20 protein-coding genes are annotated in these 25,860 nt (G+C 66.4%); 10 read left to right on the forward strand and 10 right to left on the reverse strand.

Annotated elements, in window-relative coordinates; all coding sequences use genetic code 11:
* Positions 1 to 5 precede the first annotated feature (5 nt).
* Entirely contained in the window at positions 6 to 1,481 is a 1,476-nt protein-coding gene (locus ISF28_RS20645) for a TolC family protein (protein WP_198119124.1), read from the reverse strand.
* Between the two features lie 469 nt (positions 1,482 to 1,950).
* Here ISF28_RS20645 and ISF28_RS20650 point away from each other — a divergent pair, with 469 nt between their 5' ends.
* The 6 genes from ISF28_RS20650 to ISF28_RS20675 all read left to right on the forward strand — a co-directional run bounded on the left by ISF28_RS20650 (position 1,951) and on the right by ISF28_RS20675 (position 11,268).
* A complete protein-coding gene (locus tag ISF28_RS20650) occupies positions 1,951 to 2,937 on the forward strand; it encodes a glycosyltransferase family 2 protein (RefSeq protein WP_198119060.1) in 987 nt (328 codons plus the stop codon).
* Positions 2,938 to 3,333: 396 nt separating this feature from the next.
* The gene (locus tag ISF28_RS20655; RefSeq protein ID WP_198119061.1) at positions 3,334 to 4,623 is read left to right on the forward strand and encodes a nucleotide sugar dehydrogenase; all 1,290 of its coding nucleotides are present in this window, start codon (positions 3,334 to 3,336) and stop codon (positions 4,621 to 4,623) included.
* A gap of 275 nt (positions 4,624 to 4,898) precedes the next feature.
* Positions 4,899 to 6,287, forward strand: coding sequence for a TIGR03013 family XrtA/PEP-CTERM system glycosyltransferase (locus ISF28_RS20660; RefSeq protein WP_370663477.1), 1,389 nt, complete (start codon positions 4,899 to 4,901; stop codon positions 6,285 to 6,287).
* 66 nt (positions 6,288 to 6,353) lie between these two features.
* Complete coding sequence (gene prsK / locus ISF28_RS20665) at positions 6,354 to 8,453, forward strand: XrtA/PEP-CTERM system histidine kinase PrsK (RefSeq protein WP_198119063.1); 2,100 nt, start codon at positions 6,354 to 6,356, stop codon at positions 8,451 to 8,453.
* An 11-nt stretch (positions 8,454 to 8,464) separates the two neighbouring features.
* Positions 8,465 to 9,826, forward strand: coding sequence for a PEP-CTERM-box response regulator transcription factor (prsR, locus tag ISF28_RS20670; RefSeq protein ID WP_198119064.1), 1,362 nt, complete (start codon positions 8,465 to 8,467; stop codon positions 9,824 to 9,826).
* The gene (locus ISF28_RS20675) at positions 9,823 to 11,268 is read left to right on the forward strand and encodes a right-handed parallel beta-helix repeat-containing protein (RefSeq protein ID WP_370663478.1); all 1,446 of its coding nucleotides are present in this window, start codon (positions 9,823 to 9,825) and stop codon (positions 11,266 to 11,268) included. Before prsR ends, ISF28_RS20675 begins: the two co-directional genes overlap by 4 nt.
* A gap of 3 nt (positions 11,269 to 11,271) precedes the next feature.
* Here ISF28_RS20675 and ISF28_RS20680 read toward each other — a convergent pair whose 3' ends face one another.
* The 6 genes from ISF28_RS20680 to ISF28_RS20705 are packed head-to-tail and all read right to left on the reverse strand — an operon-like array spanning position 11,272 to position 16,797.
* Positions 11,272 to 12,114, reverse strand: a complete 843-nt coding sequence (locus ISF28_RS20680) for a hydrolase 1, exosortase A system-associated (RefSeq protein ID WP_198119065.1) — start codon at positions 12,112 to 12,114, stop codon at positions 11,272 to 11,274.
* Complete coding sequence (locus tag ISF28_RS20685; RefSeq protein ID WP_198119066.1) at positions 12,104 to 12,952, reverse strand: hydrolase 2, exosortase A system-associated; 849 nt, start codon at positions 12,950 to 12,952, stop codon at positions 12,104 to 12,106. The genes ISF28_RS20680 and ISF28_RS20685 overlap by 11 nt, the downstream gene beginning before the upstream one ends.
* The gene (locus ISF28_RS20690) at positions 12,949 to 13,197 is read right to left on the reverse strand and encodes an acyl carrier protein (protein ID WP_198119126.1); all 249 of its coding nucleotides are present in this window, start codon (positions 13,195 to 13,197) and stop codon (positions 12,949 to 12,951) included. The genes ISF28_RS20685 and ISF28_RS20690 overlap by 4 nt, the downstream gene beginning before the upstream one ends.
* 26 nt (positions 13,198 to 13,223) lie before the next feature.
* Positions 13,224 to 14,684 carry an oligosaccharide flippase family protein gene (locus tag ISF28_RS20695; protein ID WP_198119067.1) on the reverse strand — a complete coding sequence of 487 codons (1,461 nt, stop codon included), beginning with the start codon at positions 14,682 to 14,684 and terminating at the stop codon, positions 13,224 to 13,226.
* A gap of 39 nt (positions 14,685 to 14,723) precedes the next feature.
* Complete coding sequence (locus ISF28_RS20700) at positions 14,724 to 15,647, reverse strand: hypothetical protein (RefSeq protein WP_198119068.1); 924 nt, start codon at positions 15,645 to 15,647, stop codon at positions 14,724 to 14,726.
* Between the two features lie 43 nt (positions 15,648 to 15,690).
* A complete protein-coding gene (locus ISF28_RS20705) occupies positions 15,691 to 16,797 on the reverse strand; it encodes a glycosyltransferase family 4 protein (protein WP_198119069.1) in 1,107 nt (368 codons plus the stop codon).
* Between the two features lie 214 nt (positions 16,798 to 17,011).
* Here ISF28_RS20705 and ISF28_RS20710 point away from each other — a divergent pair, with 214 nt between their 5' ends.
* Positions 17,012 to 18,022, forward strand: a complete 1,011-nt coding sequence (locus ISF28_RS20710) for a polysaccharide deacetylase family protein (protein ID WP_198119070.1) — start codon at positions 17,012 to 17,014, stop codon at positions 18,020 to 18,022.
* On the opposite strand, the gene ISF28_RS20715 is transcribed toward ISF28_RS20710, so the two are convergent.
* Positions 17,976 to 19,100 (reverse strand): GNAT family N-acetyltransferase, encoded by a 1,125-nt coding sequence (locus tag ISF28_RS20715; RefSeq protein WP_229519247.1) that lies wholly within the window; start codon positions 19,098 to 19,100, stop codon positions 17,976 to 17,978. The two genes, ISF28_RS20710 and ISF28_RS20715, sit on opposite strands and share 47 nt — an antisense overlap.
* Positions 19,097 to 20,329, reverse strand: coding sequence for an aminotransferase class I/II-fold pyridoxal phosphate-dependent enzyme (locus ISF28_RS20720; protein WP_198119071.1), 1,233 nt, complete (start codon positions 20,327 to 20,329; stop codon positions 19,097 to 19,099). Before ISF28_RS20720 ends, ISF28_RS20715 begins: the two co-directional genes overlap by 4 nt.
* A 299-nt stretch (positions 20,330 to 20,628) precedes the next feature.
* Between ISF28_RS20720 and ISF28_RS20725 the strand changes: the two genes are divergently transcribed.
* Entirely contained in the window at positions 20,629 to 21,771 is a 1,143-nt protein-coding gene (locus ISF28_RS20725; protein WP_198119072.1) for an acyltransferase family protein, read from the forward strand.
* Here ISF28_RS20725 and ISF28_RS20730 read toward each other — a convergent pair.
* A complete protein-coding gene (locus ISF28_RS20730; protein ID WP_198119073.1) occupies positions 21,656 to 22,783 on the reverse strand; it encodes an acyltransferase family protein in 1,128 nt (375 codons plus the stop codon). The two genes, ISF28_RS20725 and ISF28_RS20730, sit on opposite strands and share 116 nt — an antisense overlap.
* Positions 22,784 to 23,051: 268 nt before the next feature.
* Between ISF28_RS20730 and ISF28_RS20735 the strand changes: the two genes are divergently transcribed.
* Entirely contained in the window at positions 23,052 to 24,626 is a 1,575-nt protein-coding gene (locus ISF28_RS20735) for an acyl-CoA ligase (AMP-forming), exosortase A system-associated (RefSeq protein WP_198119128.1), read from the forward strand.
* The gene (locus ISF28_RS20740) at positions 24,623 to 25,852 is read left to right on the forward strand and encodes a pyridoxal-dependent decarboxylase, exosortase A system-associated (RefSeq protein ID WP_198119074.1); all 1,230 of its coding nucleotides are present in this window, start codon (positions 24,623 to 24,625) and stop codon (positions 25,850 to 25,852) included. Before ISF28_RS20735 ends, ISF28_RS20740 begins: the two co-directional genes overlap by 4 nt.
* Positions 25,853 to 25,860 lie beyond the last annotated feature (8 nt).

Raw genomic sequence — 25,860 nt, forward strand, 5'->3', positions numbered from 1 at the left:
GGACCTTACTTGACGGTCGCCGCGGGCTGCAGCTGGCCGGTGTTCCACTGCCGCAAAGCGGTCTCGATGGTCTGCGTCAGTTCGGGCAGCGGCACGTTCCGGTCGGCGGCGATGGCGGGTTCCAGTCCCAGCGTTGCCTGCAGCCTGCTTGCCGCCGCCTGGAACTGGGACAGTGCCTGATAGCGGCGCAGCTCGCTCAGGATCGCCGCCGTTTCGTTGGCGACCAGGTCGAGTTTGCTTTGCGTTTTCGCACTTTCGCGGTTTGCCACCTGGGTGGCGATGTCGCGGTCGACCTTCCAGATGCTGTCCGCGCGCTCGAACTGTTTCAGGGCATTGTGGTATTGCAGGTGCGCCAGATGCATCTGCGTCAGGACGATCATCTGCGTCATCATGCGCCGCTGGTCGGCGACGGCGACGCCGGCGTCCGCAAGACGCATCTGCGCGGGCGCGGACAGCACGCCGAGCAGATTGAAGGACAGTTGCGCGCCGGCTTCGGTCCAGTGCTGGTGGATCAGATAGCTGTCGTCGCTGCCGTTGACGCTGTAATTGAACGACAGGCCGGGGAAGAGCTTGAGCAGCGCGCGGCGGGTTTCCATCCGGGCGATACGCGCATTGTAGAAGGACTCCCGCAGTTCGGCGTTGTTGGCGATGACCAGTTCTTCCATCTTGTCGACGGAGACGTTCTGCCATGCGTCGCTGACGGTATCGGCCGGTTCGACCACGGTGATGTCGCGGCCGAGCGGCGCATTGATCAGCGACGCGAGCTCGATCCGCGCGCTCGACAGTTCCTGTTCGATGGATTCGAGCAGCCGCAGATTTTCCAGGACCTGGCGCTGATAGCGCAGCGCGTCCAGCGGGCTGCGCAACCCTTCCGATTCCGATTTTCTCGAATCGCGCAGCGCGTCCTCGGCCGCCGCGATGGTCGTCTTCACCTCGCCGCGCAGCTTTTGCGCGCTCGCGGCGCGCCAGAAGGCGGTTTCGACGTCCTGGATCAGGTTATGCAGCGCCTTGCGGCGATGTTCCGCGGCGATGAGCACGCGGTCGGCGTTCTGCCTGGATGCGTAATAGCTTTGCCCGAAATCGAGCAGGCTCCAGGTGAAAGCGAGATTGGTCGTGGTGGCCGTGCGATCGCTGGAAATGTACGGATGGGCGAGGGAGGGCTGGCCCGTGACGGAGTCGGTGCTGCGCGTGATGAGGTCTTTGTTCCTGTCGCGATAACCGGCGGATGCCACCAGTTTCGGCAGCATCTCGTAGTTGCCGACGTCGAGCTGGCCCTGCGCCAGCGCTTCTTCCATGAGCCGCGTGCGCCTGCCCAGGTTGTACTTGATGGCGCGGGCGATCGCTTCCTGGAGGGTGAGCGCATTGCTCAGGGGTTCCACGTCCTGCTGGGCGCGTTGACGGTCCGCCGCGCTGACGGTGGCGAGTTCGGACGCGGTCAGCGGATCCGGCTTCGTCGACGCGCAGCCGCTCAGCGCCAACATGGCGGACAAGGACGCGAAAAGGGTGATACGCGTCCGTGAACGGACGAGCTTGACTTCGGAAAGTCGAGAAAGCATTTGCCACTCCCTGTGGATGTTATAACTGGCTGGCCGCGTGCGATTCAGTGTCTTGTTGCAATGGGTTGGCGGTGTCCCATGCGCCGGATGCGATTGCAATGTACAAATGCGTATGCTTTGCGAATATATTGAACAGATATATATTTATCTCAAGCATAGATTCTCTAAGGCAACGCGGTCAACAAGTAACTGTAAAACGTTGTAGCGAAATTGCCGACTTGATGCCGTCAAGATGGCGCCAATTCTGGCATCCCTCGGAATGGGAATTGTGCGCTGCAACGCCCGCGCATATGCTAGTGTCCGTTGCCTTTCGGATTTGCTGCACATGTGTCAACATCCGACACTGTGCCGCGACCGCCGTCCGGCGCCGATTTCCATTTCATTGAGGACGACGATGAGCGCCAAGGTTTTCGTGGTCATAGTGACCTACAACGGGGCCAAGTGGGTGACCCCGTGCTTTTCCAGCCTGCGCAAGTCGACCGTGCCGCTGCACACGATCGTGATCGACAATGGGTCGCAGGACGATACGCTGGCCCGCATCGCGGCCGACTATCCCGAGGTCGAGATCGTCAATACGGGCAAGAACCTCGGCTTCGGCAAGGCCAACAATATCGGCATGGAACTGGCCTGGCAGCGCGGTGCGGACTATGTCTTCCTGCTCAACCAGGACGCCTGGATCGATCCGGACGCCGTCGAGAAGCTCGTCGACGCCTGCCAAAGGCATCCGGCCTATGGCGTCATCAGCCCGATGCACCTGAACGGCGCCGGCGACGGCCTCGACTACGGCTTTTCCAATTACATCGGGCCGAACAAGTGCCGGGGCCTGTATTCGGACATCTACCTCGGCCGCGTCAAGGACGTGTACGACGTCGGCTTCGTGAACGCCGCCGCCTGGATGATGACGCGCGAATGCGTGGAACGGGTGGGGGGCTTCAGCCCGTCGTTCTTCCATTACGGCGAGGACGACAATTACACGCAGCGCCTGCAATTCCACAAGCTCAAGCTGGGCGTCCTGCCCACGTCGCGCATCTATCACGATCGCGAGCAGCGCCCGCCCAGCAAATTCTTCGAGTCCGGCGAGACCTTCCGGCGCGAAGTCATCGCGCGCAGCTCGAACCCGAACGCGAATTTCTCGTTCGGCCGCGAATGGGTGTCCGTGTGCGCTCACCTCGGCTATGCGCTGGCGCGCGTCAATGCGTCGGAAGTCAAACTGCAACTGGCCAAGATCCGCCTGCTGGCGGGCATCGACAAGGCGGCAATCCGCGCCAACCGCGAGCGCAGCAAGACGGGGCGCGCCGCATTCCTGGACCTGGATGCCGGCGGCCGCGCCCAAACGCCGCGTGCCGCGCCCGGTCTCGCGGTCGAGCACCAGCCCGGATGAGATGGTGGAATTGTCACGCTTTACCCTAAAGGCATAACATTACGACAAGTTACGAGCGTTCAATAACCATGCTTACAACACTCCGGATCATCCTGATAAGGTAGTGCTTGCCTCTTTTGACCGCACCCACTTATTCTGCTGTTCTCGGGGCGCTTCGTTTCATGCGCACGGTATGTCTTGTTGCTAACTTGTAATCGATAAAATGTTATTATCTCATCAGCACGGCGGTGAGGATTGGTGAACATTGGTTGGACTACCGCGGCGTGAGCGATGCTCTGCAACTGTTGATGATTAGATCGTCGTTGTCATAAATGCAACGGCAACTTGTCGAGCATGCAGACGTTTCCGTGCTAATCAAAAGTTATCGTAATAGCAATCATGCGGAACGGAATCAATATGAAGCCAGACGAGATCATCGCAGTAGTTGGATTGGGTTATGTAGGTTTGCCGCTGGCTGTCGAATTCGGCAAGCTCGGCCCGACGATCGGATTCGATTTATCCGTGGCAAAGGTCGAAAGTTACAAGAAGTTCGTCGATCCCGCCGGTGAGGTTTCGACTGAACAGTTGCGTGCGGCACGCCACCTGAATGTCACCACCGACCCGGCCGCGCTGGCCCAGGCCGATTACATCCTGATCGGCGTGCCGACCCCCGTCGACATCGCCCACGTGCCCGATTTCGCGCCGCTGATCGGCGCCAGCGAGACCGTCGGCAAGCACATGAAGCGCGGCGCGATCGTGATTTACGAATCCACCGTCTATCCTGGCGCTACCGAGGAAGTCTGCATCCCCGTCCTGGAAAAATTCTCCGGCATGAAATGGAAGGAAGACTTCCACGTCGGCTTCTCGCCCGAGCGCATCAACCCGGGCGACAAGGAACATACGCTCACCAACGTGATGAAAGTGGTCTCGGGCGACGACCCGGAAACCCTGGATCGCGTCGCTTCCATGTACGAGACCGTCGTCAAGGCCGGCGTGCACCGCGCGTCCAGCCTCAAGGTCGCCGAAGCGGCCAAGGTCATCGAGAATACCCAGCGCGACCTGAACATCGCCCTGATGAACGAGCTGGCGATCATCTTCGACAAGATCGGCATCGACACGCTGGAAGTGCTGAAGGCCGCCGGCACGAAATGGAACTTCCTGCCGTTCCGCCCGGGCCTGGTGGGCGGCCACTGCATCGGCGTCGACCCTTATTACCTGACGCACAAGGCCGAGATGATCGGCTACCACCCGCAGGTGATCCTGGCCGGCCGCCGCATCAACGACGGCATGGCCAAGTTCGTCGCGGAAAAGACCGTCAAGTCGATGATCTCGGCCGGTTTCCACGTCAAGGGGTCGAAAGTCAATGTCATCGGCTTGACGTTCAAGGAAAATTGCCCCGATCTGCGCAATTCCAAAGTCGCCGACATCGTGTACGAGCTACAGTCTTATGGTCTGGAAGTGCACGTGCACGATCCCGTGGCGGAAGCGGACGAAGCCCAGCACGAGTACGGCATCAAGCTGGAGAACTGGGACGACCTGCCGAAGGGCGACGCGCTCATCGTCGCCGTGCCGCACAAGGAAGTGCTGGCGCGCTCGCTGACGGATTTCCAGTCCAAGCTGAACGATGGCGGCTGCTTCGTCGACGTGAAGGCCCAGTTCGATCCGCACCAGATCCGCGAGGCGGGTTACTGCGTCTGGCGTTTGTAATGTAATGCCGTAATGCCGGCATCCGCGACTCCTGTCGCGGATGCCATGACTATTCACTAGGTCGTGCCGAGGGCAGGCCGCTTGGTCCCCGAGCCTTGCCGTTTCGCATGCAATGATGACAATGACAGTTCCTGGCTATTCTCGGCCTTATTTTATTTCCTTGAGTCAAAAGCTTTCGGGAACGCGTACGCGTATCCCGGGTCAACCGTTGTTTGTGCAAGTCAGCAATAACTGCTACACCGGAGGCAACTGTGCTTAGGATTTCTAATCACTATGTGTCGAAGATCGTATTCGTCCTGCTGTTCGTCGAAGTGTTGGTACTGCTCGGCGCGGTCTACATCGGCGCGGCGGTGCGGTTCATGGAATTGGGCCAGAACGCCGGCCTGCCCAGCATCGGCCATCTCGACCACTTCTTCACGTCCGCCATCGCCTTTACCGCAGCGATCATCTTCAGCATGAGCGCGATGGGGATGTACCAGCTCGACTTCAACGAGGGCCTGCGCCATCCGTTCTTCATGAAGCTGATGCCGTCGTTCCTGATGGGCTTCCTGATCCTGACGCTCGTGTTCTACGTGGCGCCGGACCTGTACTTCGGACGCGGCATCATGGCGCTCGTGTTCGGCATCGCCGCCGGCGGCATCTTCCTGGCCCGCATGGTGTTCTTCAAGTCGTCCGAACTGCGCTTCCTGGAAACCCGCATCCTGTTCCTGGGCAGCGGTCCGCTGGCCAAGGAATGCAGCGACCTGGCCCTGCAGAGCGCCAGCTACCACCGCTACAACATCGCCGGTTTCGTGCCGACGCCGACCGAAGAATTGTGCGTGCCGTCGACCAGCCTCCTGAAATCGCGCGAGGGCGAGTCGCTCGTCGCGCTGGCGCGCCAGTACAACGTCGAGGAAATCGTCGTCTCCGTGCAGAACCGCCGCGGCGGCTTCCCCATCAAGGATCTGCTCGAGTGCAAGCTGCAGGGCTTCAAGGTCACGGACGCCGCCACGTTCTTCGAGCGCGAGACGTGCCAGATCCGCGTCGATTCGCTGCAGCCGTCGTGGCTCGTGTTCGGCGGCGGCTTCGACCAGAGCTTCGTGCGCACGTTCATGAAGCGCAGCTTCGACATCGTCTGCAGCCTGATCATCATGGTGCTGACCTTGCCGCTGATGCTGCTGGCGGCGCTGGCCGTCAAGCTGGAAGACCGCGGTCCCGTGTTCTATTCGCAGGAGCGGGTCGGCAAGGACGGCGTCACGTTCTTCGTCCACAAATTCCGCAGCATGCGCACGGACGCCGAAAAGGGCGGCAAGCCGCAATGGGCGCAGCAGAACGATCCGCGCATCACGCGCGTCGGCAATTTCATGCGCAAGACGCGCATCGACGAGTTGCCGCAGGTGCTCAACGTGCTCAAGGGCGACATGTCGTTCGTGGGCCCGCGCCCCGAGCGCCAGTATTTCGTCGACCAGCTGATCGAAGTGGTCCCGTATTACAACGTGCGCCACAGCGTCAAGCCGGGCATCACCGGCTGGGCCCAGGTGCGCTACGGCTACGGGTCGTCGGCCGAGGACGCGCTGCAGAAGCTGCAGTACGATCTGTACTACGTGAAGAACAACAGCCTGTTCCTGGACGTTCTGATCCTGATCGATACGCTCAAGGTCGTCCTGTTCCGCAGCGGACGCTGATGCTCCCGCGGCTGCCGGCGGGACCGGCGGGCGGCCGCGCATGTCCACCGAATCCTGCCCAGTAACGTGATCAATATCGCTGCTTCCAGCTACGCACTGGCCGCCATCGGCTTCCTGGCGCTGGGCCTGTCGGTCCTGTCGGGCTGGCGCGGCCGTGCCCAGCGCGGCACGCTGAGCGCCGCCTGCCTGGCGACGGCCGCGTGGGCCGCGGCGCTGGGCCTGGACGCGGCGCGGCAGATCCTGTGGAACACGGGCACCGCCGCGCTCGAGGTGTTGCGCGACGGCGCCTGGTCGCTGTTCCTCGTGGCGCTGCTCGGTCACTGGCGGGAGGAGTCGGACGGCACGGCCGCGCGCCTGATCTTCGGCCGCTTCCACGCGCCGCGCCCGTCGTTGCTGGCCGCGGGCTGCGTCTACCTGCTGGTGCTGGCCGGCGTCGGCGCCGCCCACTGGAACGGCGACCTGCTGCCGGTGCTCGGCCTGCCGCTGCTGATCGGCTATGTCGGGCTGTCCGTGTACGGGATGCTGCTCGTCGAGCAGGTCTACCGCAACAAGACCATCGAGGAGCGCTGGGCGATCAAGTTCGCGTGCCTGGGCATCGGCGGCATGTTCGCCTACGACTTCTACATGTACAGCAACGCGCTGCTGTTCCGCAAACTGAGCCCGGACCTGTGGACGGCGCGCGGCTTCGTCAACGCGCTGACCGTGCCGCTGCTGGCGCTGTCGATCACGCGCCGCAAGTCGTGGACGACGTCGTTCGCCGTGTCGCGCCGCGTCGTGTTCCATTCGGCCGCGCTGTTCGGTTCCGCGATCTACCTGCTGGCCATGGGATCGGTGGGCTACTACCTGCGCTATGTCGGCGGCAGCTGGGGCACGGTGATGCAGACCGGCTTCCTGTTCGGCGCCATTTCGCTGCTGGGCGTGATCCTGTTCTCCGGCACGGCGCGTTCCTGGCTGAAGGTCTCGATCAGCAAGCATTTTTTTCGCTATAACTACGATTACCGCGAAGAGTGGATGCGCTTCACGCGCACGCTGTCCGAGCGCGGCCCGCACCTGGGCGAGCGCGCCATCCAGGCGCTGGCCACCCTCGTCGAAAGCCCCGGCGGCACGCTGTGGCAGCGCGATGCCGGCGGCCGCTTTACCGTGATGGCGAGCTGGCAGGCGCCGGACACCCGCGTGGCGGAGGCGGCCAACGCGCCGTTCTGCCGCTTCCTGGAAAGCACGCAGTGGGTCGTCGACGTCGACGAATACGTCGAGCGTCCCGACAAATACGAAGGACTCGCGCTGCCCGACTGGCTGCTGGACACGCCGCGCCGCTGGCTCGTCGTGCCGCTGATGCTGCAGGAAAAACTGTTCGGCTTCGTCGTGCTGCAGCGCGCGCGCAGTCCTCTGAAGCTGAACTGGGAAATCATCGACCTGCTGGAGATCGCCGGCAGCCAGGCCGCCAGCTATCTCGCGCAGGAAGACGCGGCCAATGCGCTGATGGTGGCGCGCCAGTTCGAGTCGTTCAACCGCATGTCGACGTTCGTCGTGCACGACCTCAAGAACCTCGTCGCCCAGCTGTCGCTGATGAACGCGAACGCGGAGAAGCACAAGGACAATCCCGAATTCCAGCGCGACATGCTGGAGACCCTGAACCACTCCGTGCAGAAGATGAAGCTGCTGCTGCAAAAGCTGTCGCGCAGCGAGAATGCCGAGAAGCCGCTGCCGCTGGCCGTCGACGCCGTCGTGCGCCAGGCGCTGGCCTTGAAGAGCGCGTTCGAACCGCATCCGCAGCTGCTCGTCGAGCAGGCCGGATTGCTGGTGCTGGCCGACCGCGAGCGCCTCGAGCGCGTGCTGGGCCACCTGATCCAGAACGCGATCGAAGCGACGCCGCGCGACGGCCACGTGATCATCCGCGTGGGCCCGGCGGCCGCCCGCGGCGACGCCGTCGAAGTCGAGATCGCGGACACCGGCGAAGGCATGACCGAGGAATTCATCCGCGAGCGCCTGTTCAAGCCGTTCGACTCGACCAAGTCGGCCGGCATGGGCATCGGCGTGTTCGAGAGCCGCGAATACATCACCGAACTGGGTGGGGCGCTGGAAGTGACCAGCCAGCCCATGCTCGGCACAACGTTCAAGGTCGTCCTGCCGCTGCACCGCGTGGCGGCGGCCGCGACGATCGCCTGAAAGAAGACACCATGACCCAACCAAAACCCAAGCTGTTGATCATCGAAGACGATCCGGGCCTGCAGAAGCAGCTGCGCTGGAGCCTGGATGCGTACGACGTCGTGGTGGCCGGCGACCGCGAGGCGGCGCTGGCGCAGATACGCCGCCACGAGCCGCCCGTGTGCACGATGGACCTGGGCCTGCCGCCCGATCCGGACGGTTCCACCGAAGGCCTGGCGACCTTGCAGCAGATTCTGGCGCTGGCGCCGGACACGCGCGTGATCGTCCTGACGGGCAACCAGGATCACGCCAACGCCGTCAAGGCGATCGGCATGGGCGCCTACGATTTCCACCAGAAGCCGGTCGACCCGGAAGTGCTGAACCTCGTGATCCAGCGCGCCTTCTTCCTGCACAACCTGCAGCAGGAAAACCGCCGAATGCAGCAGTCGCAAGCCGATTCGCCGCTGGCCGGCGTGATCTCGCGCGACCCCGGCATGCTGAAGGTCTGCCGCACCATCGAGAAGGTGGCGCCGACGTCGGCCTCCGTCATGCTGCTGGGCGAATCGGGCACCGGCAAGGAGGTGCTGGCGCGCGCCATCCACGCGCTGTCGCCGCGCGCCAAGGAGCGCTTCATGGCGATCAACTGCGCGGCGATTCCGGAAAACCTGCTCGAGAGCGAGTTGTTCGGCTACGAAAAGGGCGCCTTCACGGGCGCCGCCAAGCAGACCAAGGGCAAGGTGGAGCTGGCCCACGGCGGCACATTCTTCCTCGACGAGGTGGGCGACCTGCCGATGGCGCTGCAGGCCAAGCTGCTGCGCTTCCTGCAGGAGCGCGTGATCGAGCGCATCGGCGGCCACGAGGAGATCCCCGTCGACGTGCGCATCGTGTGCGCCACGCACCAGAAACTGAAGGACCTGTGCGCACAGGGCCGCTTCCGCGAGGACTTGTATTACCGCCTGTCGGAAATCGTCGTGACGATCCCGCCGCTGCGCCAGAGAGATGGCGATGCCGCGCTGCTCGCGCATCACTTCAAGAACAAGTTCTGCGCGCAGGAATCGCGCGCGTCGCTGCACTTCGCGCCGGACGCGCTGGCCGCGATCGAAGCCTATCAATGGCCGGGCAATGTGCGCGAGATGGAGAACTGCATCAAGCGCGCCGTCATCATGGCCGACGCGAACACCATCGTCGCCGACGACCTGGGCCTGCCCGACACGGGCGCCGAGGAAGAGCCGCTGAACCTGCGCCAGGTGCGCGACGAGGCGGAATACAAAGCCATCGCGCGCGCGCTGGCGCGCACCGACGGGAACATCGTCAAGGCGTCCGAGATGCTGGGCGTGAGCAGGCCGACCTTGTACGACCTGATGGGACGCCACGGCATCAAGGCCAGCGCGTGACGGTGCGCAGGCTGGCGCGCCGCGGCCTGCTCGCGGCGGGCGTCGCCGCCGTCGTGGCGGGCGGCGCGTTGCTGGCCGCCGTCGACCACCTCGGCCTCGCGCCGCGCACGCTCGCACCCTATATCGAAAAGCGCAGCAGCGGCCACAACCCGGTCATCGTCGGCATCGGCCAACGCGTCGGCGCCACCTTGCGGGCGCTCGACCGCGGACCCGCCGCCGCGCCGCCGCGCCGGCTGGCGCTGAACGTGGGCGCGCAGCCGCGGCCCGCGGGGCAGGATGCCGGCGGCATCCAGGTCGCCACGCCCGATGCCCTGCGTGCCGCCTTGACGGCCGCGGCGCCGGGCGACGTCATCACGCTCGCTCCCGGCACCTACCGTTTCGAAGGCAAGGGCATCGGCATCGCGCGCGCGGGCCGCGCGGACGCGCGCATCGTCGTGCGCGCGGCGCGGCCGGGCACCGTGCACATCGAACTCGAAACGCTCGAAGGCTTCGTCGTCGGCGCGCCGTACTGGCGCTTCGAGAACCTCGACATCCGCGGCGTGTGCTCGGCCGACGACGACTGCGAACACGCCTTCCACGTCGTCGGCGCCGGCCATCACTTCGAGAGCGTCAACAACACGATCCGCGACTTCAACGCGCACATCAAGATCAATGGGCTGGACGGCCGCTACCCGGACGATGGCCTGATCGACCACACGACGTTCGCCGCCACGCACGTGCGCGCGACGACGAAGCCGGTGACGCCCATCGACCTCGTCACCGCCAGCGGCTGGACCGTGCGCGCGAACGTCATCACCGACTTCGTCAAGCGCGACGGCAACGAGGTCAGTTACGGCGCGTTCGCCAAGGGCGGCGGCCGGAACAATGTATTCGAGCGCAACCTCGTGTGGTGCGAACAAACGCTGCGCGGGCTGCCGGGACAGCGCGTCGGCCTGTCGCTGGGCGGCGGCGGCACGGGGAAGGAATTCTGCCGCGACGGCCGCTGCATCACGGAGCAGGAAGGGAGCGTGCTGCGCGCCAACCTGATCGTCGGCTGCTCCGACGCGGGCATCTATTTGAACGGCGCGGCGGCCAGCAAGGTGCTCGACAACACGCTGCTCGACACGACCGGCATCGACGTGCGTTATCCGACGAGCAGCGCGGTGGTGGACGGCAATCTCGTGGACGGCATCATCCGCGGCCGCGACGGCGGCCTCGTGCACCTGGGCGACAATCGCACGACGGCGCTGTGGCGGATCTATGCCGGCAGCCATCCGGTGCGCAGCCTGTTCCGCGCGCCGGCATCCGGCGATTTCGCGTGGCGCGACGGGCCGCCCGTGCGCGACGAGGCCGACGAAGGGGAGCGGCCGGCGGCTGCGCAGGACCTGTGCGGCGCACGCCGCGCGACGCCGGCCGTGTACGGCGCGTTCGCCCGTTTCACGCCCTGCCTGGCGGCGCCTTAGGCGTCACCACGACACGACCCATTCGCGGGTCCATTCGGCGACCTGGTCGCGCCACGCGCGGCGCGAAAACGTGTGGTCGGCGTCCTCGATGCGGCGCCAGGACACGCGCGGCGCGGCGAGCAGGCGTTTCCAGGCCGGCGTCGAGCCGGCCACGTCGCAGAATTCGCGGCCCGTCAGGTCGGCGCCGCCGATCACGAGGAGCGTGTGGCCGCCGAACGCGTGCAAGCCCTGGCGCATGCGCTCGGGCAGCGCGGCCGGTCCATCCTGCGCCGCGGCGCGGCCCGCGAACGCGGTGCGCACGAGTTTCAGCATCGACGTGAGGGACCCTGCGTAGTCGAACCGGCCGCGCGCCAGCTTGCGCCAGAACGCCGGGTCGCGCAGGCGGTCGCGGTAGTGGTGTTTCAAGGTCGTGCGGGCGACGCCGTCGTCCGTGCGCACCCATGGGTTCAGCAGCACGAGGCCGCGCACCCGCGCATCGCCCGGCGCATACATCGCGGCCGCCGAGGCGCCGTCGCACAGGCCCCACAGCACGACGTCGGCGAGGCCCGGCACCGCGTCCACGAACGCGTCGAGCGCGGCGCGGATGTCGTCCTGGATCGTTTCGAAATCGCGCTCCTCGCCGTCGCTGTCGCCCATGCCGCGGTAATCGAAGCGCATGGCGGCGATGCCGTGCGCGGCCAGGTGGCGCGCCAGCAGGGCGAACTGGCGGTGGCTGCCGACGCGGTATTGCGGACCGCCGACGACGATCAGCACGCCGCGCGCGCACGGCGCCGCCGGCACGGAGGCGATGCCGACGAGCGCGTCGCCGCCGCAGCGGAACGACAGGGCGCGTTCTTCATACGGCATGGGCGCGCTCCTCCAGGAGGTCGACGGTGGCGTCGAGCAGGGCGGGGCAGGTCGACACGGCCGTCGTGGCCCAGAACGGCGATCCCGTCACCGTGTGCACGTGGAGCACCGCGCCCTGCGCCTCCCACGCCGTCTTGACGCGCGCGGCGCCCAAGCCCGGCGCCTGGCCGGGGGCGCCGAGCACGTCGAACCAGTGCGCCGGGACGGGCGCCGGCATGGCATCGGGCGCGGGCAGCGCGTCGATGGCGTGCGCCAGTGCGGGGGACAGGTCGTAGCCGGCGATTTCCAGCGTTTCTCCGCCGGCAAGCGCGGCGCGCAGGGCCTTGGTGCCGCTCTGCGCGGCGGCGTCGCCCAGCATCGCATGCGCCGTGCGCAGGCGCAGGAACTGGGTCAGGTAAGCCGAGCCGCTGGCGACCGGCTGCCACAGCAGCATGGGCGCCAGCGGGTGCGTCGTCGTGCGTGCATGGTCGAGCGCGAGCAGGGCGCCCAGGCGCAGGCCCCACAGCGTGAGCGGCGCATCGATGTGCGCGCGCAGCCAGGCGGCGGCGGTGTCGAGGTCCTGCCGCCACAGGTCCCAGCGGGCGTCGAGGAAGTCGCCGGCGCTGTCGCCGGTGCCGAGCAGGTCGATCTGCAGCACGCCGTAGCCGTGCGCGGCCAGGCGGCGCGCGCCGAGGGCGGCCATGCGGCGGGTGCGGTTGAGCTCTTCGGCGAACGGCGGCACGTACAGGACCGCGCCGCGGCATTTGCCGGCGGGACGATGGAACAGGCAGAAGCGCTGGTCCGCGCCGCTGCCGAGGAAGAACGGTTCCGCGTCCACCTCGGCCCGATCCGGTGTCATTCGGCCCGTTTCGCGGCCACGAAGTCGGCCAGGCTGCCGAGGGTTTCGAAGGTGCTGGCGCTGATGTCGTCGTCGTCGATGGCGATGCCGAAGCGCTCTTCGAGCGCGCCGATCAGGCTGACGACGGCCATCGAATCGAGTTCGGGCAGGCTGCCCAGCAGGGGAGAATCGGCGTTCAGGCGCTGGCCGGCGTCGCCCAGGCTCAGGACGTCGATCAGGGTCGCTTTGACTTCGTCGAGATACATCATGATGTCATTCGGTTCCGTGAAGATTATACGTTCGGGCGCAACAGCGCCAGCCGCGCCTTCAACGGTGCGGCCAGGCGGTGCACTTCGCCCACGAGTTCGTGGCGGGTGGCGCGCAGCAGCACGTACCACGCGGCGGCCAGCGGCAGCAGCATCACGAGCAGCCGCGCCATCGCGGGCAGCGTCGCCGGCAGCAACGTCGCCAGCAGCCACGCGAAGGCGCCGGTGCCCGCGGCCACGATGGCGCTGGGCAGCAGGGCGCGCACCATCATCGCGGTCGTGAAGCCGAAATAGCGGCTCTGCTGGATCGAGGTGACGGGGGCGCTGGCGACGGTCGCGAAGAACAGCGCCCAGGCGAATCCGTTCAGGCTGCCGTCGAACAGCATCACGCCGAACAGGATGCGGGTCGCCAGGGTGACGACGACCGGGAAGGCGCTGAGGTAGGGACGGCCGATCGCCGTCATCGCCATCGGGATGTAGTTGAACGCGAGCGTGACGACGCCCGCCAGCACGAGCGGCAGGATCGCCGGCACGCATTCGATCCACTTGGCGCCGTACAGCGCGACGACGACGTCCTGGCCCAGCACGGCCGTCAGGGCCAGCGCGGTCCAGCCGACGCCGGTCAGCAGCAGCGTGGAGCGGGCCAGGATCGGCGCCAGCGATTCGCCTTTGTGCCACGTCTGGGCGAGGTACGGCACGGCGCCGTAGTTCATCGTCGAACCGGCCACGTAGCTGAAGATCGACACGGTGGAATTCGCGCGGCTCAACAGGCCCACGTGGCGGGCCGATCCCAGCTTGCCGAGCAGGATGTCGGGGATCGAGTTGTTGAGCGTCGTCGCGCAGTTCGTCACGAGCGAGCCGACGCCGAAGTGCGCGACGCTCTTCCAGTGGCGGAAGCCCGGCAGCCACGGCATGCCTTTCGGGCGCAGCGGGATGTAGGCGATGCCGCAGGCGACGATGTTGATCAGGTTACCCCACGCCATGGACATCGCGCCGAAGCCCATCTCGCCGAGGATCAGCGTGGCGGCGCAGAAGCACACGGTGCCGACGACGTGGACGACGGCCTGCTTCTCGGCCTCGTAGTTACGGGCCAGCAGTGCGCCGGTGACGGTGCCGAACGGGATGAACACGAAGCCGGTGGCCAGCACGCGCATCACCGGCACGATGCCCGGCTCCTTGAACCACGTGCCGAGCCAGCCGCTGGCCGCGAACAGGACGGCCGCGATCACCCACGACGTCGTGAACACGACGCCGGTGGCGGAGCTGATCTTCTCGTTGTCGAGGTCCGGTTCGCGCTGCAGGTAATAGCTGACGCCGAAGTCGCGGAAGACCTGGGCGAAGTTCACGAACACGACGGTCATCGAATAGATGCCGATCTCGCTCGGGCTCAGGATCCGCGCCAGCAGGATGCTGACGATGAACTGCAGGACCTTGGTGCCCGAGGTCGCGAAAAAGTTGATGACCAGCGAACGACGCAAATCTGCCATGACAGGGCAATCGGGGGAGAGAAAAACGCGCCGGGAAAATCAGGCCGGCGCGTTGGAGATCAGGTGGATGGCCTGGCGCGACGTCGTCTTGTACTTGTTGTTGATGAAGCGCATCGGCCCGATGAAGTGGAAGAACGCCGTCTCCGCCGTGGCGCAGTCGGGCGTGCCGTATTTCGGGAACGGCAGCGACGTCGTGGCGAACGCGTTCGCCACCAGGTAGTTCGACGTCACCTGTTCCGTGCCCCAGCGTTTCCAGTCGTCGCCCAGCTTGGCCGTCATGCGGCGCGAGAAGTCGAGCAGGTCGTCGCGCATCGTCGTCGACGGCGGAAAACCCGTGAAGCCGGAGCAGCCGCGCACGTAGCGGGCATCGCTCGGCAGGCCGACGTTGGCCATCTCGGCTTCGGACAGCGTCTGGATGTGCGCGCCCGGCTTCACCTTCGGCAGCGCGTGGGCGCGCACGGCGTCCAGCGGGCGGATCGGCGTGTCCGGGAGTTCGCCCAGCACGAAGCCGGCGCCCGTCTGGATGGCATGCAGCACTTCCGGAATCGGCTGCATGGTCAGCGTGTCGGCGTCGAGCTGGATGACGTAGCTGTCCAGCGCATAGCCGGAGATCGCAAACAGGCGCTCCCAGGTGCCGCCGCGCGGGATGTCCGGATGGGTGAATTCGTTCGCCTCGCGCAGGACCACGTGCGGCAGGTGGTGTTTCAGCACGGCGCGGTCGTTCTCGTCGATCGACGGATCGCACACGACGACGATGCGCGACGGATTCAGGAAGTGCGTGAACGACTTCACCGCGACCAGGTAGGAATGGACGTCGCGCTGGTGCACCATCGACAGCAGCGTGAAGGGCAGTTCGCCGCGCTTGACGGGACGGGTGTCCAGGATCCGGCGCGCGACTTTCTGGTACTGCCATCGGAAATAGTCTCGCCTTGCGCGCTGGACCACCCTCTCGACTAAAGACATTCCTCAGGACTCCCTTTTCTGCGGTTCGAATTCAAAGCACGGTTCATAGAAAACGTTCGATGTGTGCGGCGAACTCCTTGCTTTGACGCACAACATTATATGCGGTATCGACGTGCGCACGCGCGTTGTTTCCATGCATTTTTGCTATGTCCGGACTGTCGACATAGCGCAGCACGGCCTGCGTGAAGCCGGCGAAGTCGTCCAGTCCGATGACGGCGCCCGTCTTGCCGTCGAGGATGGTTTCTTTCGGCCCCAGCGCGGCGCTGGCCACGACGGGGATGCCGCACGCCATGGCCTCGACGATCGCATTGCCGAAGCTTTCGCGCTCGGCCGCATGCACGAGCACGTCGGCGGCGCGGTAGTACGGCACCAAGTCGTTCTGGCGGCCGGCGAACACGCACACGTCGTCCAGGCCCAGTTCGGTCGCCAGCCGTTTCCATTCGACGGCCGGCGGGCCGTCGCCCACGTAGACGAAGCCGATGCGCTGGTCCGGACGGGCGTCGACGACGTCGCGCACCACCTGCAGCAGGCGGTCGACGCGTTTTTCCGGCCGCGCCTGCGAGACGGCCAGGATCCAGAAGCGATCCTGGTCCAGGCCCAGCCGGGCGCGGGCCTCGGCGCGGTCGCCCGGATGAAACTTGACCGAATCGACTGAATTGCGCATCAGGATGACCTTGTCGCGCGGCAGCTTCTGGTAATTCAGCAAAAAATTTTCCTGGGCAACGGAGTTCGCCAGGTGCAGGTCGTGCTGCTGCATGCGCAGCACGCGCCGGAGGAGGAATTTCGCGATTTTCTTGGCCGCACCGTCGCGCTGGCGCGGATCGAAGCTGTCGTTTTCCGTGTTGATCGTGCGCACGCCCAGGCGGCGCAACAGGTCCAGGCACACGGTGTTCGACAGCGCGCTCATGAACACCATCACCTTGACGTTGTGGGTGCGCACGAATTGTTCGATCGCGGCGCGGCCGGCCGGAGAATTGTCGTAGCAATTCAACTCCACCGGCTGCAGGTTCCGGGGCTGGTAGCTGGGATTGCCGGTCAGCTTGGGGAACGCCATGTACACGTTGGCCCGGTCGCGCAAATCGGCACTCGCCCGGTCGCGCACGGCGGCGGTGAAATTCCATACGTAACCCGTATCGTCGGGATAACGCATGGTAAACACGACTCCTGGCTTGTCCGCTGTTGTCACCCTGTTGCTCCGATTTTGGTGAGAAGTTGCAATATTTAGCACAAAATTATAGCTCATCGATTAAATCCGCATGTTGCGGTGCAGCGTAAGCGTGCGCGCCATCGGCCGTCTCCACACGATTGATTCCGGGCGACAAACACATTGTGCTAGGATTGCAAGACTTTTAACGGCCCATGTAATGTTAGAAAAAGCTCAGCAAGTGCCGGCGCAACTGGCACCCGGACAGCGTCCGGTCCTGCTCGTAATCGTCGACACCGAGGGTGAATTCGCCTGGGATCAGCCGTTCAACCGCAGCGCCATCGGGACCATGTCCATTGCCAGCCAGCCGCTGATGCATGCGCGCGTGTTCGACAAATTCGGCATCGTCCCCACCTACATGGTCGACTGGCCCGTGGCGACGACGCCGGCCGCCGTCGCCACGCTCCGCACGCTGCGCGACGCGGGCCGCTGCGAGATCGGCGCCCACCTGCATCCCTGGGTCTCGCCGCCGTACGAAGAGGCGCTGTCGGACTTCAACTCCTACGGCGGCAACCTGCCGCGCCAGCTCGAATACGACAAGCTGCGCCTCCTGACGGAAACCATCGCCGACGCCTTCCACAAGCAGCCCCTCGCGTTCAAGGCGGGCCGCTACGGCCTCGGTCCGCACACGGCGGAGTCGATCGCGTCGCTCGGTTACGAAGTCGATGCGAGCGTCGTCCCGTACAGCGCGTTCACGGCCGACGGCGGGCCGGATTTCCGCGCGTTCGACGAACATCCGTACTGGTTCCGGGTGGGGACGCGCGAACTGCTCGAACTGCCCGTGACGACGGGGTATTGCGGCTGGCTGCGCCGCTTCGGGCCGCGTTTGTACGACGCCGCCCAGCGGCCGTGGGCCCGGCGCGCGCGCCTGGGCGGCGTGCTGGCGCGCTTGCGTGCGCTCGAGCGCGTCCGTCTGAGCCCGGAAGTGGCGAGCGGCGCCGAGATGCGCCGCCTGACCGATGCCTTGCTCGCCAACGGCTGCCAGGTGTTTTCGCTGACGTATCACAGCCCGTCGATGATGCCGGGCCATACGCCCTATGTGCGCAGCGAGGCCGACTTGGCCCGGCTGATCGCCACGGTGCACGATTACTGCGCGTGGTTCCGCGACGAGATCGGCGGCGAGTTCATGAGCCTGTCGCAGCTGCGGCGGGCGCTGGCGTCGCAGCGTTGATCTTGCTGTTTCTTTTCTTGCGCTGCGCCGCCAGCGCGTGCAGGCGTCCCAGCCACGGCCAGCGGTAGCCGTTCAGGTGGTACATCGTGCGGATCTCGTCGGTCCAGCGGGTGTGCCATTCCATCACCCGTCCATAGAATTCGATGCGCTCGAAGCGCCCTTCGTCGAACAGGCCGCGCGTCGCTTCCTCGCGCATCAGGAGCGCCGGCGACAGCTGCGGGCCGAGCGCTTCGTCGTAGGCCGTCTTGAGGATCACGATGCAGCCGCCGCCTTCGATGCATAGATCCATCGCGGCCAGGCGCGGGCCGTCCGGGCCGTCGAGCCAGTAGCGATAGACGCTGGCCGCGCCGCGGCGTGCCAGGGCTTCCAGCATCGCGCGATAGAAGCGGCCCTGGTCGTTGTCCGCGGCGACGGCGGTGCCTTGTCCGGCCTTCCAGCCGCTCGTCTCCAGCCTGCCGTAATCGGCCACCGCGCCGGCCATGCGTTCGGGCGCGCGCACGATTTCAAGGCGGGTGGCGATGCCGTCCTGGCGCAGGCGGTTGCGCTGTTTTTTCAGGTTGTTACGCAGGTTCTTGCCGCGCGCATTCCAGTAGTCGTCGAAGCTGCCCTGCAGCGTGATGCGGGCCGTCTGGATGTAATCGAAGCTGCGCGCGCCGCTGGGGACGCCGGCGGCGGGACGCGCCATCAGCATCGGGTCGCACTGCGTCAGGCCGACCATCAGCGCGGGACCGGGCAGCGCCTGCAGCAGGCTCGCGAGCAGGCCGTCGGCGGGACGCGCGTCGAGCTGCAGCCACAAGCCGACGGGGGCCTGGGCCGGCTGGAACGTGTCCCAGGTGCCGAAGCGGCTCGGCGCCACGATCGTCATCGCGTCCGTATCTTCGCCAATGCCGTGCCAGGCGAGCAGCTCGCGGCCCGTGCCGAACACGTCGAGCAGCGCCTGCACGAAGTCGGCGGCCAGCACCGGCGACGCCGCGCCGGCCGCGTGCAGGCGTTGCCAGCGCCCGGCGTGCCGCGCGAAGTCGCGGGCAGGTACAACGGTCCAATGCGCGACCGTCCAGTGCATCGCGGTGGAATTCATGCGGGCACCGCCGCGCAGGCTTCCAGCGCCTGCCGCGCTTGCGCGTGCAGCCAGGCCCGCTCGGCATCGTCGAGGGCCTGGTGGCAGGGGAAGGCGATCAGGCGCCGGCCCAGGTCCGCGCTGTTGGCGCACACGCTCGCGTCGACGCCCGGCCACAAGGTCGCGCCGAAACGCGTCATCGGCACGCCGGCGCGCAGCAAGGCGTCGGACACGTCCTGCGGCCGGTCGACGAGCAGCGGGAACATCCACGGGCACGCCCCGTCCGGCAGGCTGTCGAACAGGGGCCGGCAGCCGGGCGCGCCGTCCAGCGCGCGCTGCAGTTCCAGATAGTTGCGCCGGCGCCGCGCGACGATGCGCGCGGGAGACACGGCGCGCAGCACCGTGCGCGACAACCAGGACGAGCGCTTGTCGGCCCAGCGCGCATCGAACTCGAAACTGCTGTCGGACGACGACGGCGCCAGCGCGGGCGCGGCGGACGCGCCGGCGCCGCCGGCGCGGGTGCCGCGCGATTTGAGCGCATGCCACAGCGCGCTTTTCAGGCGCAGCGGCAGCGCGAGCAGCATCCGCAGCACGGGCAGGCGGCCATACGCGAAGGCCGCTTCGAGCGCATTCAGCGCCGCTTTCATTTCGAAGCCGGGGCCGGCGCCGTGCAGGACCACGTCCAGCCGGTGGCGGCGCGACACCAGGCAACCGCCTTCGTAGACCGGGAAGAATTTCATCGTGCTGCCGATCGCATAGTCGCCGACGCTGCCGACCGCGACGCCGTCGCGCGCGCCGAAGAAGGCGTGCGCGCAATCCTCGACGAGGCCGATGCCGTGGCGGTCGCACAACGCGCGCAGCGGCGCCAGGTCATGCGGGATGCCGAAGAAGTGCGTGGCCAGGATCGCTTTTACGTTGCCCTTGGCGACGTGCGCTTCGATGTCGGCCAGGTCGGGCGCGGTGTCGGAGCGCACGCGATAGAACGCGACGTCGGCGCCGCACCAGTGCGCGGGCGGGACCATCGACGGGCTGTGGTAGGCGGGCACCAGCACGACGTCGCCCGCGCCCACGCCGAGCGCGCGCAAGGCGAGGCCGATCGCGATGCGTCCGCTCGTGACGAGCCGCACGTCCGCGCCGTCCAGCAGCGACGGCAACGCGGCCCGGCGTGCACCCGCGAAGGCGGCAAGCGACAGCACGGGGACGGGAGGAATGGCGCGGCGGGCGGGTGTGGAAGCGTTCGTTGACGGCATGCATGAAATATAACACGCGCCACCCTTCGGACCTGCCTTCGGTTTTGCGTCGCATCCGTAGGAAGTACCGAGGTTCGGACAGCGCATGCGCGGCGAGCTCAACGTGGCGCCGCATTTTTTATATTTAGTGTACTTTTCTGCATCTTTTCTCATAAGAAAAGCACATTTTTATTGATTAAGCTAACAATATCAATCGGAAGGCTTTGCCATTTTTGCAAATGCCGGTCCATTATCCATGGATGATGTTTGCGATCCGGTCGGACGAGTTTCGGTTTTCCCCATATCAGCATTGGTCGATCATGAAACGCGAAATTCCCCACGGGTTGTCGGTTTACCTGGACCTGGTCCGCTTCGGCGCCGCCTCCGTCGTCGTGCTGTCCCACCTGTGGGCGCTCGCGTTCCCCAGGCATCCGTTGCCGTGGCCCGGACACGCGGCCGTCGTGATCTTCTTCGTGCTGTCCGGCTACGTCATCTCGCATGCGTCCCGGCCCGAACTGGGATTGCGCGGCTACCTGCATCACCGCACCGCCCGCATCTATCCCGTCGTGCTGGGCGCGGCCGTGCTGACGATGCTGCTGTCCGCATTCGGCGTGCACACGATGCAGTACGCGGGCTCGCGCGGATCGGACGCCCTCGACGTGGCCCTGAACGCGACCTTCCTCGCGCAGACCTGGTGCAACGTCGCGCTGCCGTACGACGGTCCGTTCTGGTCGCTGAACTACGAGGTCTGGTACTACATCCTGTTCGGCATCTGGTGCTATCACCCCAGCCGCCTGCTGCTGCTGGGCGCCGCCGTCATCGCCGGTCCCAAGATCCTGCTGCTGATGCCCGTGTGGCTGCTCGGCGTGCTCCTGCACCGCAAGATGCCTGTCCTCGAGCGCAGGACGGCCTTGTGGATCTTCGGGCTCACGGCCGTCGCCGGCCTGGCGTTCTTCTGGATCGACGTCGGCGCCCGCATCCGCGACGCCATGCGCGGCATCTGGCCCGACGCGATGGACCTCACGCGCGGCTCGAACCAGTTCGTCGGCGACTTCCTGCTCGGCCTCGTCGTGGCGCTGAACTTCCTGGCCGCCGGTTCGCTCGGCATGAGCCTGCTGGTGCGCTGCGAGAGCGCGATCCGCTACCTGTCCAGCTTCACGTTCTCGATGTACGTGTTCCACATGCCGCTGGCGGTGCTGATCTGGAACGGGCTGGGCGTGCGCGCGGCGCTGCCGTTCTGCGGCCTGCTGCTGCTGGGCGTGATCGGCATGGGCGAGCTGACCGAGCGGCGCACGAAGTGGTATCGGTCGTTGCTCGCGCCGCTGTTCCTCGGCACGCGGTTTCGGTTCATGCGGTGGTATCGGGCCGGTTGTCGGATTCCGACGCCAGCGGGTCCCGGGCCGCAGCCACGGACGCGCAGGACGCGCGTGCGCCATCCCACCAGCGGTTCAGGCGCTCCTTGAACGGCCTCGCGACACGCTGCTCGACGCGCACGTTGATCACCCGGGCGACGGCGATCATCATGGCCGCCGTACCCCACAACAGCAGATGCGGATCGACGGCCGGGTACAGGTGATTGAAGACGACGTAGCCGACGGCCTGATGCACCAGGTACAGCGGATAGGTCAGGGCGCCGAGCAGGATCCAGTTGCGGCGGCCGACCCAGCCGGTCTTCTTCGTCGCCACGAGGAACATCAGGATGAAGCAAGCGGTGACGATGGACAGGACGATGCCGCGGTCCATGGCGGTATGGTTGTTGGCTTCGAGCTTGGCCACGCCGATCCAGCTTTCGTACAGCGCCAGCACCCAGCAGCCCAGGATCACGCCCATGCGCAGCCACGACATCCCGTGCGACCAGACCCGGTACAACATGGCGCCCGCGATGAAATACGCTGCGTAGTCGACGATCAGGACGTCGCGCAGGTGATCGATCCCCGCCAGTTCGAACAGCGCGACCGTCACCAGCCAGCCGGCCAGGAAGTACTCCGCGCGATGGATCTGGCGCAGCAGGAGCACCACCGCGACGAGCGCGTAGAAACGCATTTCGACGACCAGCGACCAGTACGACCCGTCCATATGCGACACCGGGAGGAACTTCTGCACGACGGGAAAGCCGCTCAGCATCGTCATGTTGGCGAGGTACTGGATCACGGTGGGCCGGCCCTTGCCGAACAGGAGCAGCACCAGGAACGTCAAGGTGCAGCAGACCCAGAATGCCGGATACAGGCGCACGATGCGCGAGATGACGAAATGCTTCAGGCTTCCGCTTGACGCGCTCATCAGGATGACGAAGCCGCTGATCAGGAAAAACAGCTGGACGCCGTAGCTGCCGTATTTGGTCACCGCGTCCAGCGGCGGATACGGCATGCTGGAGCTGTGCGCGACATACCCGCGGAACGTGTAGTGAAAAAGGACCACCGCCATCGCGGCCAGAAAGCGCAGCAAATCGATTTCGTTCGCGCGGGGTTTGTTCATGGTGTCGATCCTGGATGGATGCGCGCGTGCTTGCGGGGCGCACGGACGGGTCATGCGTATGTCATGCCGGCCGTAATGAGGTGTTTATTTTTGGAATCGAATGAGAGCATCTTTCCAACCCCAAGTCAACAATGGCTAGCAGTCCTGCCAGTGTCGTTCGTTGCGAACGTGTCGAAAGCATATGCCCGCTTCCGCTACGACTTGGCGGGGCGAACTGGTAAGATTGGCGTTTGCCCGACCACGCCTGCCGGCAGAACCCATGGCATTGATGAACCACCTGATCCACGATTCCCTGTTCGAGACCGCGGCACGCACGCCCGCCGCCGCCGCCCTCGCGTACGGCGACAGGCGCTGCAGCTATGCGCAATTGGCCGCGCAGGTGCGCGCCGTTGCCGCGCTGCTGCTGCGTGCAAAGCTGGAACCCGGCGCGCGCGTGGCCGTGTACATGGAAAAGCGCATCGAGAACGTCGCCGCGATGTTCGGTGCCGCGGCGGCCGGCTGCGTCTTCGTGCCCGTCAATCCGCTGCTCAAGCCCGAGCAGGTCGCCTACATCCTTGCCGACTGCAACGTGCGGCTGCTGGCCACGACGGCCGAGCGCCTCGCGCAGCTGGCGCCCGTGCTCGCACGCTGCCCCGACCTGCGCGCCGTCCTGCTGGCCGACGGCGACGCGGCGCCCGCATCCGCCGCGTTGCCGGTGCTGGCCTGGCCGGCGGAGGCCGGCACGGACGCGGACGCCATCCCGCACCGCCGCATCGACACCGACGTCGCCTCGATCCTGTACACGTCGGGCAGCACGGGCCAGCCGAAAGGCGTGGTGCTGTCGCACCGGAACATGGTCGCGGGCGCGCAAAGCGTCGCCCACTACCTGGACCTGCGCGCCGACGACCGCCTGCTCGCCGTGCTGCCGCTCAGTTTCGACTACGGCCTGTCGCAACTGACGACGGCCTTCCTGCGCGGCGCCAGCGTCGTGCTGATGAACTACCTGTTCCCGAAAGACATCGTGGCGATGGTGGCCCGTGAACGCATCACGGGCCTGGCCGCCGTGCCGCCGCTGTGGATCGCGCTGGCGCGCCTGGCGTGGCCGGCCGATTGCACGCTGCGTTTCATCACGAACTCGGGCGGCGCGATGCCGGTGCCGACGGTGCAGACGCTGCGGGAGATCCTGCCGGACACGCACATCTTCCTGATGTACGGCCTTACGGAAGCGTTCCGCTCCACGTACCTGCCGCCGGAGGAGGTGGCGCGCCGTCCCGATTCGATCGGCCGCGCGATCCCGAACGCCGAGATCCTCGTCGTGCGTCCGGACGGCACCCCGTGCGACGCCGACGAGCCGGGAGAACTCGTGCACCGCGGCGCGCTCGTCGCCCTCGGCTACTGGAACGACCCGGCGCGCACGGCGCAGCGCTTCCGTCCCGCGCCCGGCCAGGATCCGGGACTGCCCGTGCCGGAACTGGCGGTGTGGTCGGGCGACACGGTGCGCCGCGACGCCGACGGTTACCTGTACTTCATCGGCCGCAGCGACGACATGATCAAGGTGTCGGGCTATCGCATCAGCCCCACCGAGATCGAGTCCGTGCTGCATGCCACCGGCCTCGTCGCCGAGGTGGCCGCGTTCGGCATCGACCATCCGCAACTGGGACAGGCCATCGCCGTGATCGCGGCGCCGGTCGAGGAGGGCGCCATCGACGCTGCGGCCCTGCTGGCCGAATGCAAGCGGCGCCTGCCCGCCTACATGGTGCCGGCCCACATCGACCTGATCGCCGGCCCGCTGCCGCGCAACCCGAACGGCAAGATCGACCGCAACCTCTTGCGGCAAACCCTGCAAACGAACGACGCATCATGAACAAACCGCGCCACGCGCCGCAGATTTACTTTCCCGTCGTCGACGACGTCCTGCAGGTCGGCGGCATCCCGCTGACCCGGCTCGCCCGGCGGGTGGGCCGCACGCCGTTCTTCGCGGTCGACCGCGCGCTGTGCACGGAGCGCGTGCGCGAGCTGCGCGCCCAGCTGCCGCAGGGCGTGCTGCTGCATTACTCGATCAAGGCCAATCCGATGCCGGCGCTCGTGCAGCACATGGCCGGCCTCGTCGACGGCCTGGACGTCGCGTCCGGCGGCGAACTGAAGACGGCGCTGGATGCCGGCATGGCGCCGGCGCGCATCAGCTTCGCCGGTCCGGCCAAGCAGGACGCCGAGCTGGCGCAGGCGGTGGCCGCCGGCGTGTGCGTGAACGTCGAATCGGAACGGGAGCTGCACGCGCTGGCGCGCATCGGCGACGCGCTCGGCATCGCGCCGCGCATCGCGCTGCGCGTGAATCCGGACTTCGAACTGAAATCGTCGGGCATGAAGATGGGCGGCGGCGCCAAGCCGTTCGGCATCGACGCGGAGGAGGTGCCACGCCTGCTGCGCGCGGCGGGCGCACTCGCCGTCGACTTCCAGGGCTTCCACATCTTCGCCGGTTCGCAGAGCCTGCGCTCGGACGCCATCGTCGACGCGCAGGCCCGCAGCATCGCGCTCGCGCTGCGCCTGGCCGAGGCGGCGCCGGTTCCCGTGCGCCAGGTGAACATCGGCGGCGGCTTCGGCATCCCGTATTTTCCGGGCGAGGAACGGCTCGACGTGGCGCCGATCGCGGCGCGGCTGGCGCCCGAGCTGGAGAAGCTGACGGCGGCGCTGCCGCAGGCGAAATTGGCGCTGGAGCTGGGCCGCTACCTCGTGGGCGAATGCGGCGTCTACGTGACACGCGTCGTCGACCGCAAGGTCTCGCGCGGGGAGGTCTTCCTCGTGACGGACGGCGGCATGCATCACCACCTGGCCGCGTCGGGCAACCTGGGGCAGGTCATCCGCAAGAACTATCCGGTCGCCGTGGGCAACCGCGTGACGCCCGTCGACAGCGGTCCGGCCAGCGTGACGGGACCGTTGTGCACCCCGCTCGACATCCTGGCCGACCGGATGGAGTTGGCGCATGCGCAGGTCGGCGACCTGATCGTCGTGTTCCAGTCCGGTGCCTACGGCCCGTCGGCCAGCCCGGGCGCCTTTCTCGGGCACCCGGCGGCGGTTGAAGTGCTCGTTTAAAGTGCTCG

This window comes from Massilia rhizosphaerae, assembly GCF_016093545.1.
Classification (GTDB): Bacteria; Pseudomonadota; Gammaproteobacteria; order Burkholderiales; family Burkholderiaceae_D; genus Telluria; species Telluria rhizosphaerae.

Coding starts and splice junctions, on each gene's coding strand:
- ISF28_RS20700 (WP_198119068.1), bottom strand. CDS start 15,647: ATGTCTTTAGTCGAGAGGGTGGTCCAGCGCGCAAGGCGAGACTATTTC.
- ISF28_RS20690 (WP_198119126.1), bottom strand. CDS start 13,197: ATGTATCTCGACGAAGTCAAAGCGACCCTGATCGACGTCCTGAGCCTG.
- ISF28_RS20740 (WP_198119074.1), top strand. CDS start 24,623: ATGAACAAACCGCGCCACGCGCCGCAGATTTACTTTCCCGTCGTCGAC.
- ISF28_RS20715 (WP_229519247.1), bottom strand. CDS start 19,100: ATGAATTCCACCGCGATGCACTGGACGGTCGCGCATTGGACCGTTGTA.
- ISF28_RS20655 (WP_198119061.1), top strand. CDS start 3,334: ATGAAGCCAGACGAGATCATCGCAGTAGTTGGATTGGGTTATGTAGGT.
- ISF28_RS20730 (WP_198119073.1), bottom strand. CDS start 22,783: ATGAACAAACCCCGCGCGAACGAAATCGATTTGCTGCGCTTTCTGGCC.
- ISF28_RS20645 (WP_198119124.1), bottom strand. CDS start 1,481: ATGTTGGCGCTGAGCGGCTGCGCGTCGACGAAGCCGGATCCGCTGACC.
- ISF28_RS20695 (WP_198119067.1), bottom strand. CDS start 14,684: ATGGCAGATTTGCGTCGTTCGCTGGTCATCAACTTTTTCGCGACCTCG.
- ISF28_RS20720 (WP_198119071.1), bottom strand. CDS start 20,329: ATGCCGTCAACGAACGCTTCCACACCCGCCCGCCGCGCCATTCCTCCC.
- ISF28_RS20650 (WP_198119060.1), top strand. CDS start 1,951: ATGAGCGCCAAGGTTTTCGTGGTCATAGTGACCTACAACGGGGCCAAG.
- ISF28_RS20705 (WP_198119069.1), bottom strand. CDS start 16,797: ATGCGTTATCCCGACGATACGGGTTACGTATGGAATTTCACCGCCGCC.
- ISF28_RS20710 (WP_198119070.1), top strand. CDS start 17,012: ATGTTAGAAAAAGCTCAGCAAGTGCCGGCGCAACTGGCACCCGGACAG.
- ISF28_RS20735 (WP_198119128.1), top strand. CDS start 23,052: ATGAACCACCTGATCCACGATTCCCTGTTCGAGACCGCGGCACGCACG.
- prsR (WP_198119064.1), top strand. CDS start 8,465: ATGACCCAACCAAAACCCAAGCTGTTGATCATCGAAGACGATCCGGGC.
- ISF28_RS20680 (WP_198119065.1), bottom strand. CDS start 12,114: ATGCCGTATGAAGAACGCGCCCTGTCGTTCCGCTGCGGCGGCGACGCG.
- ISF28_RS20685 (WP_198119066.1), bottom strand. CDS start 12,952: ATGACACCGGATCGGGCCGAGGTGGACGCGGAACCGTTCTTCCTCGGC.
- ISF28_RS20725 (WP_198119072.1), top strand. CDS start 20,629: ATGAAACGCGAAATTCCCCACGGGTTGTCGGTTTACCTGGACCTGGTC.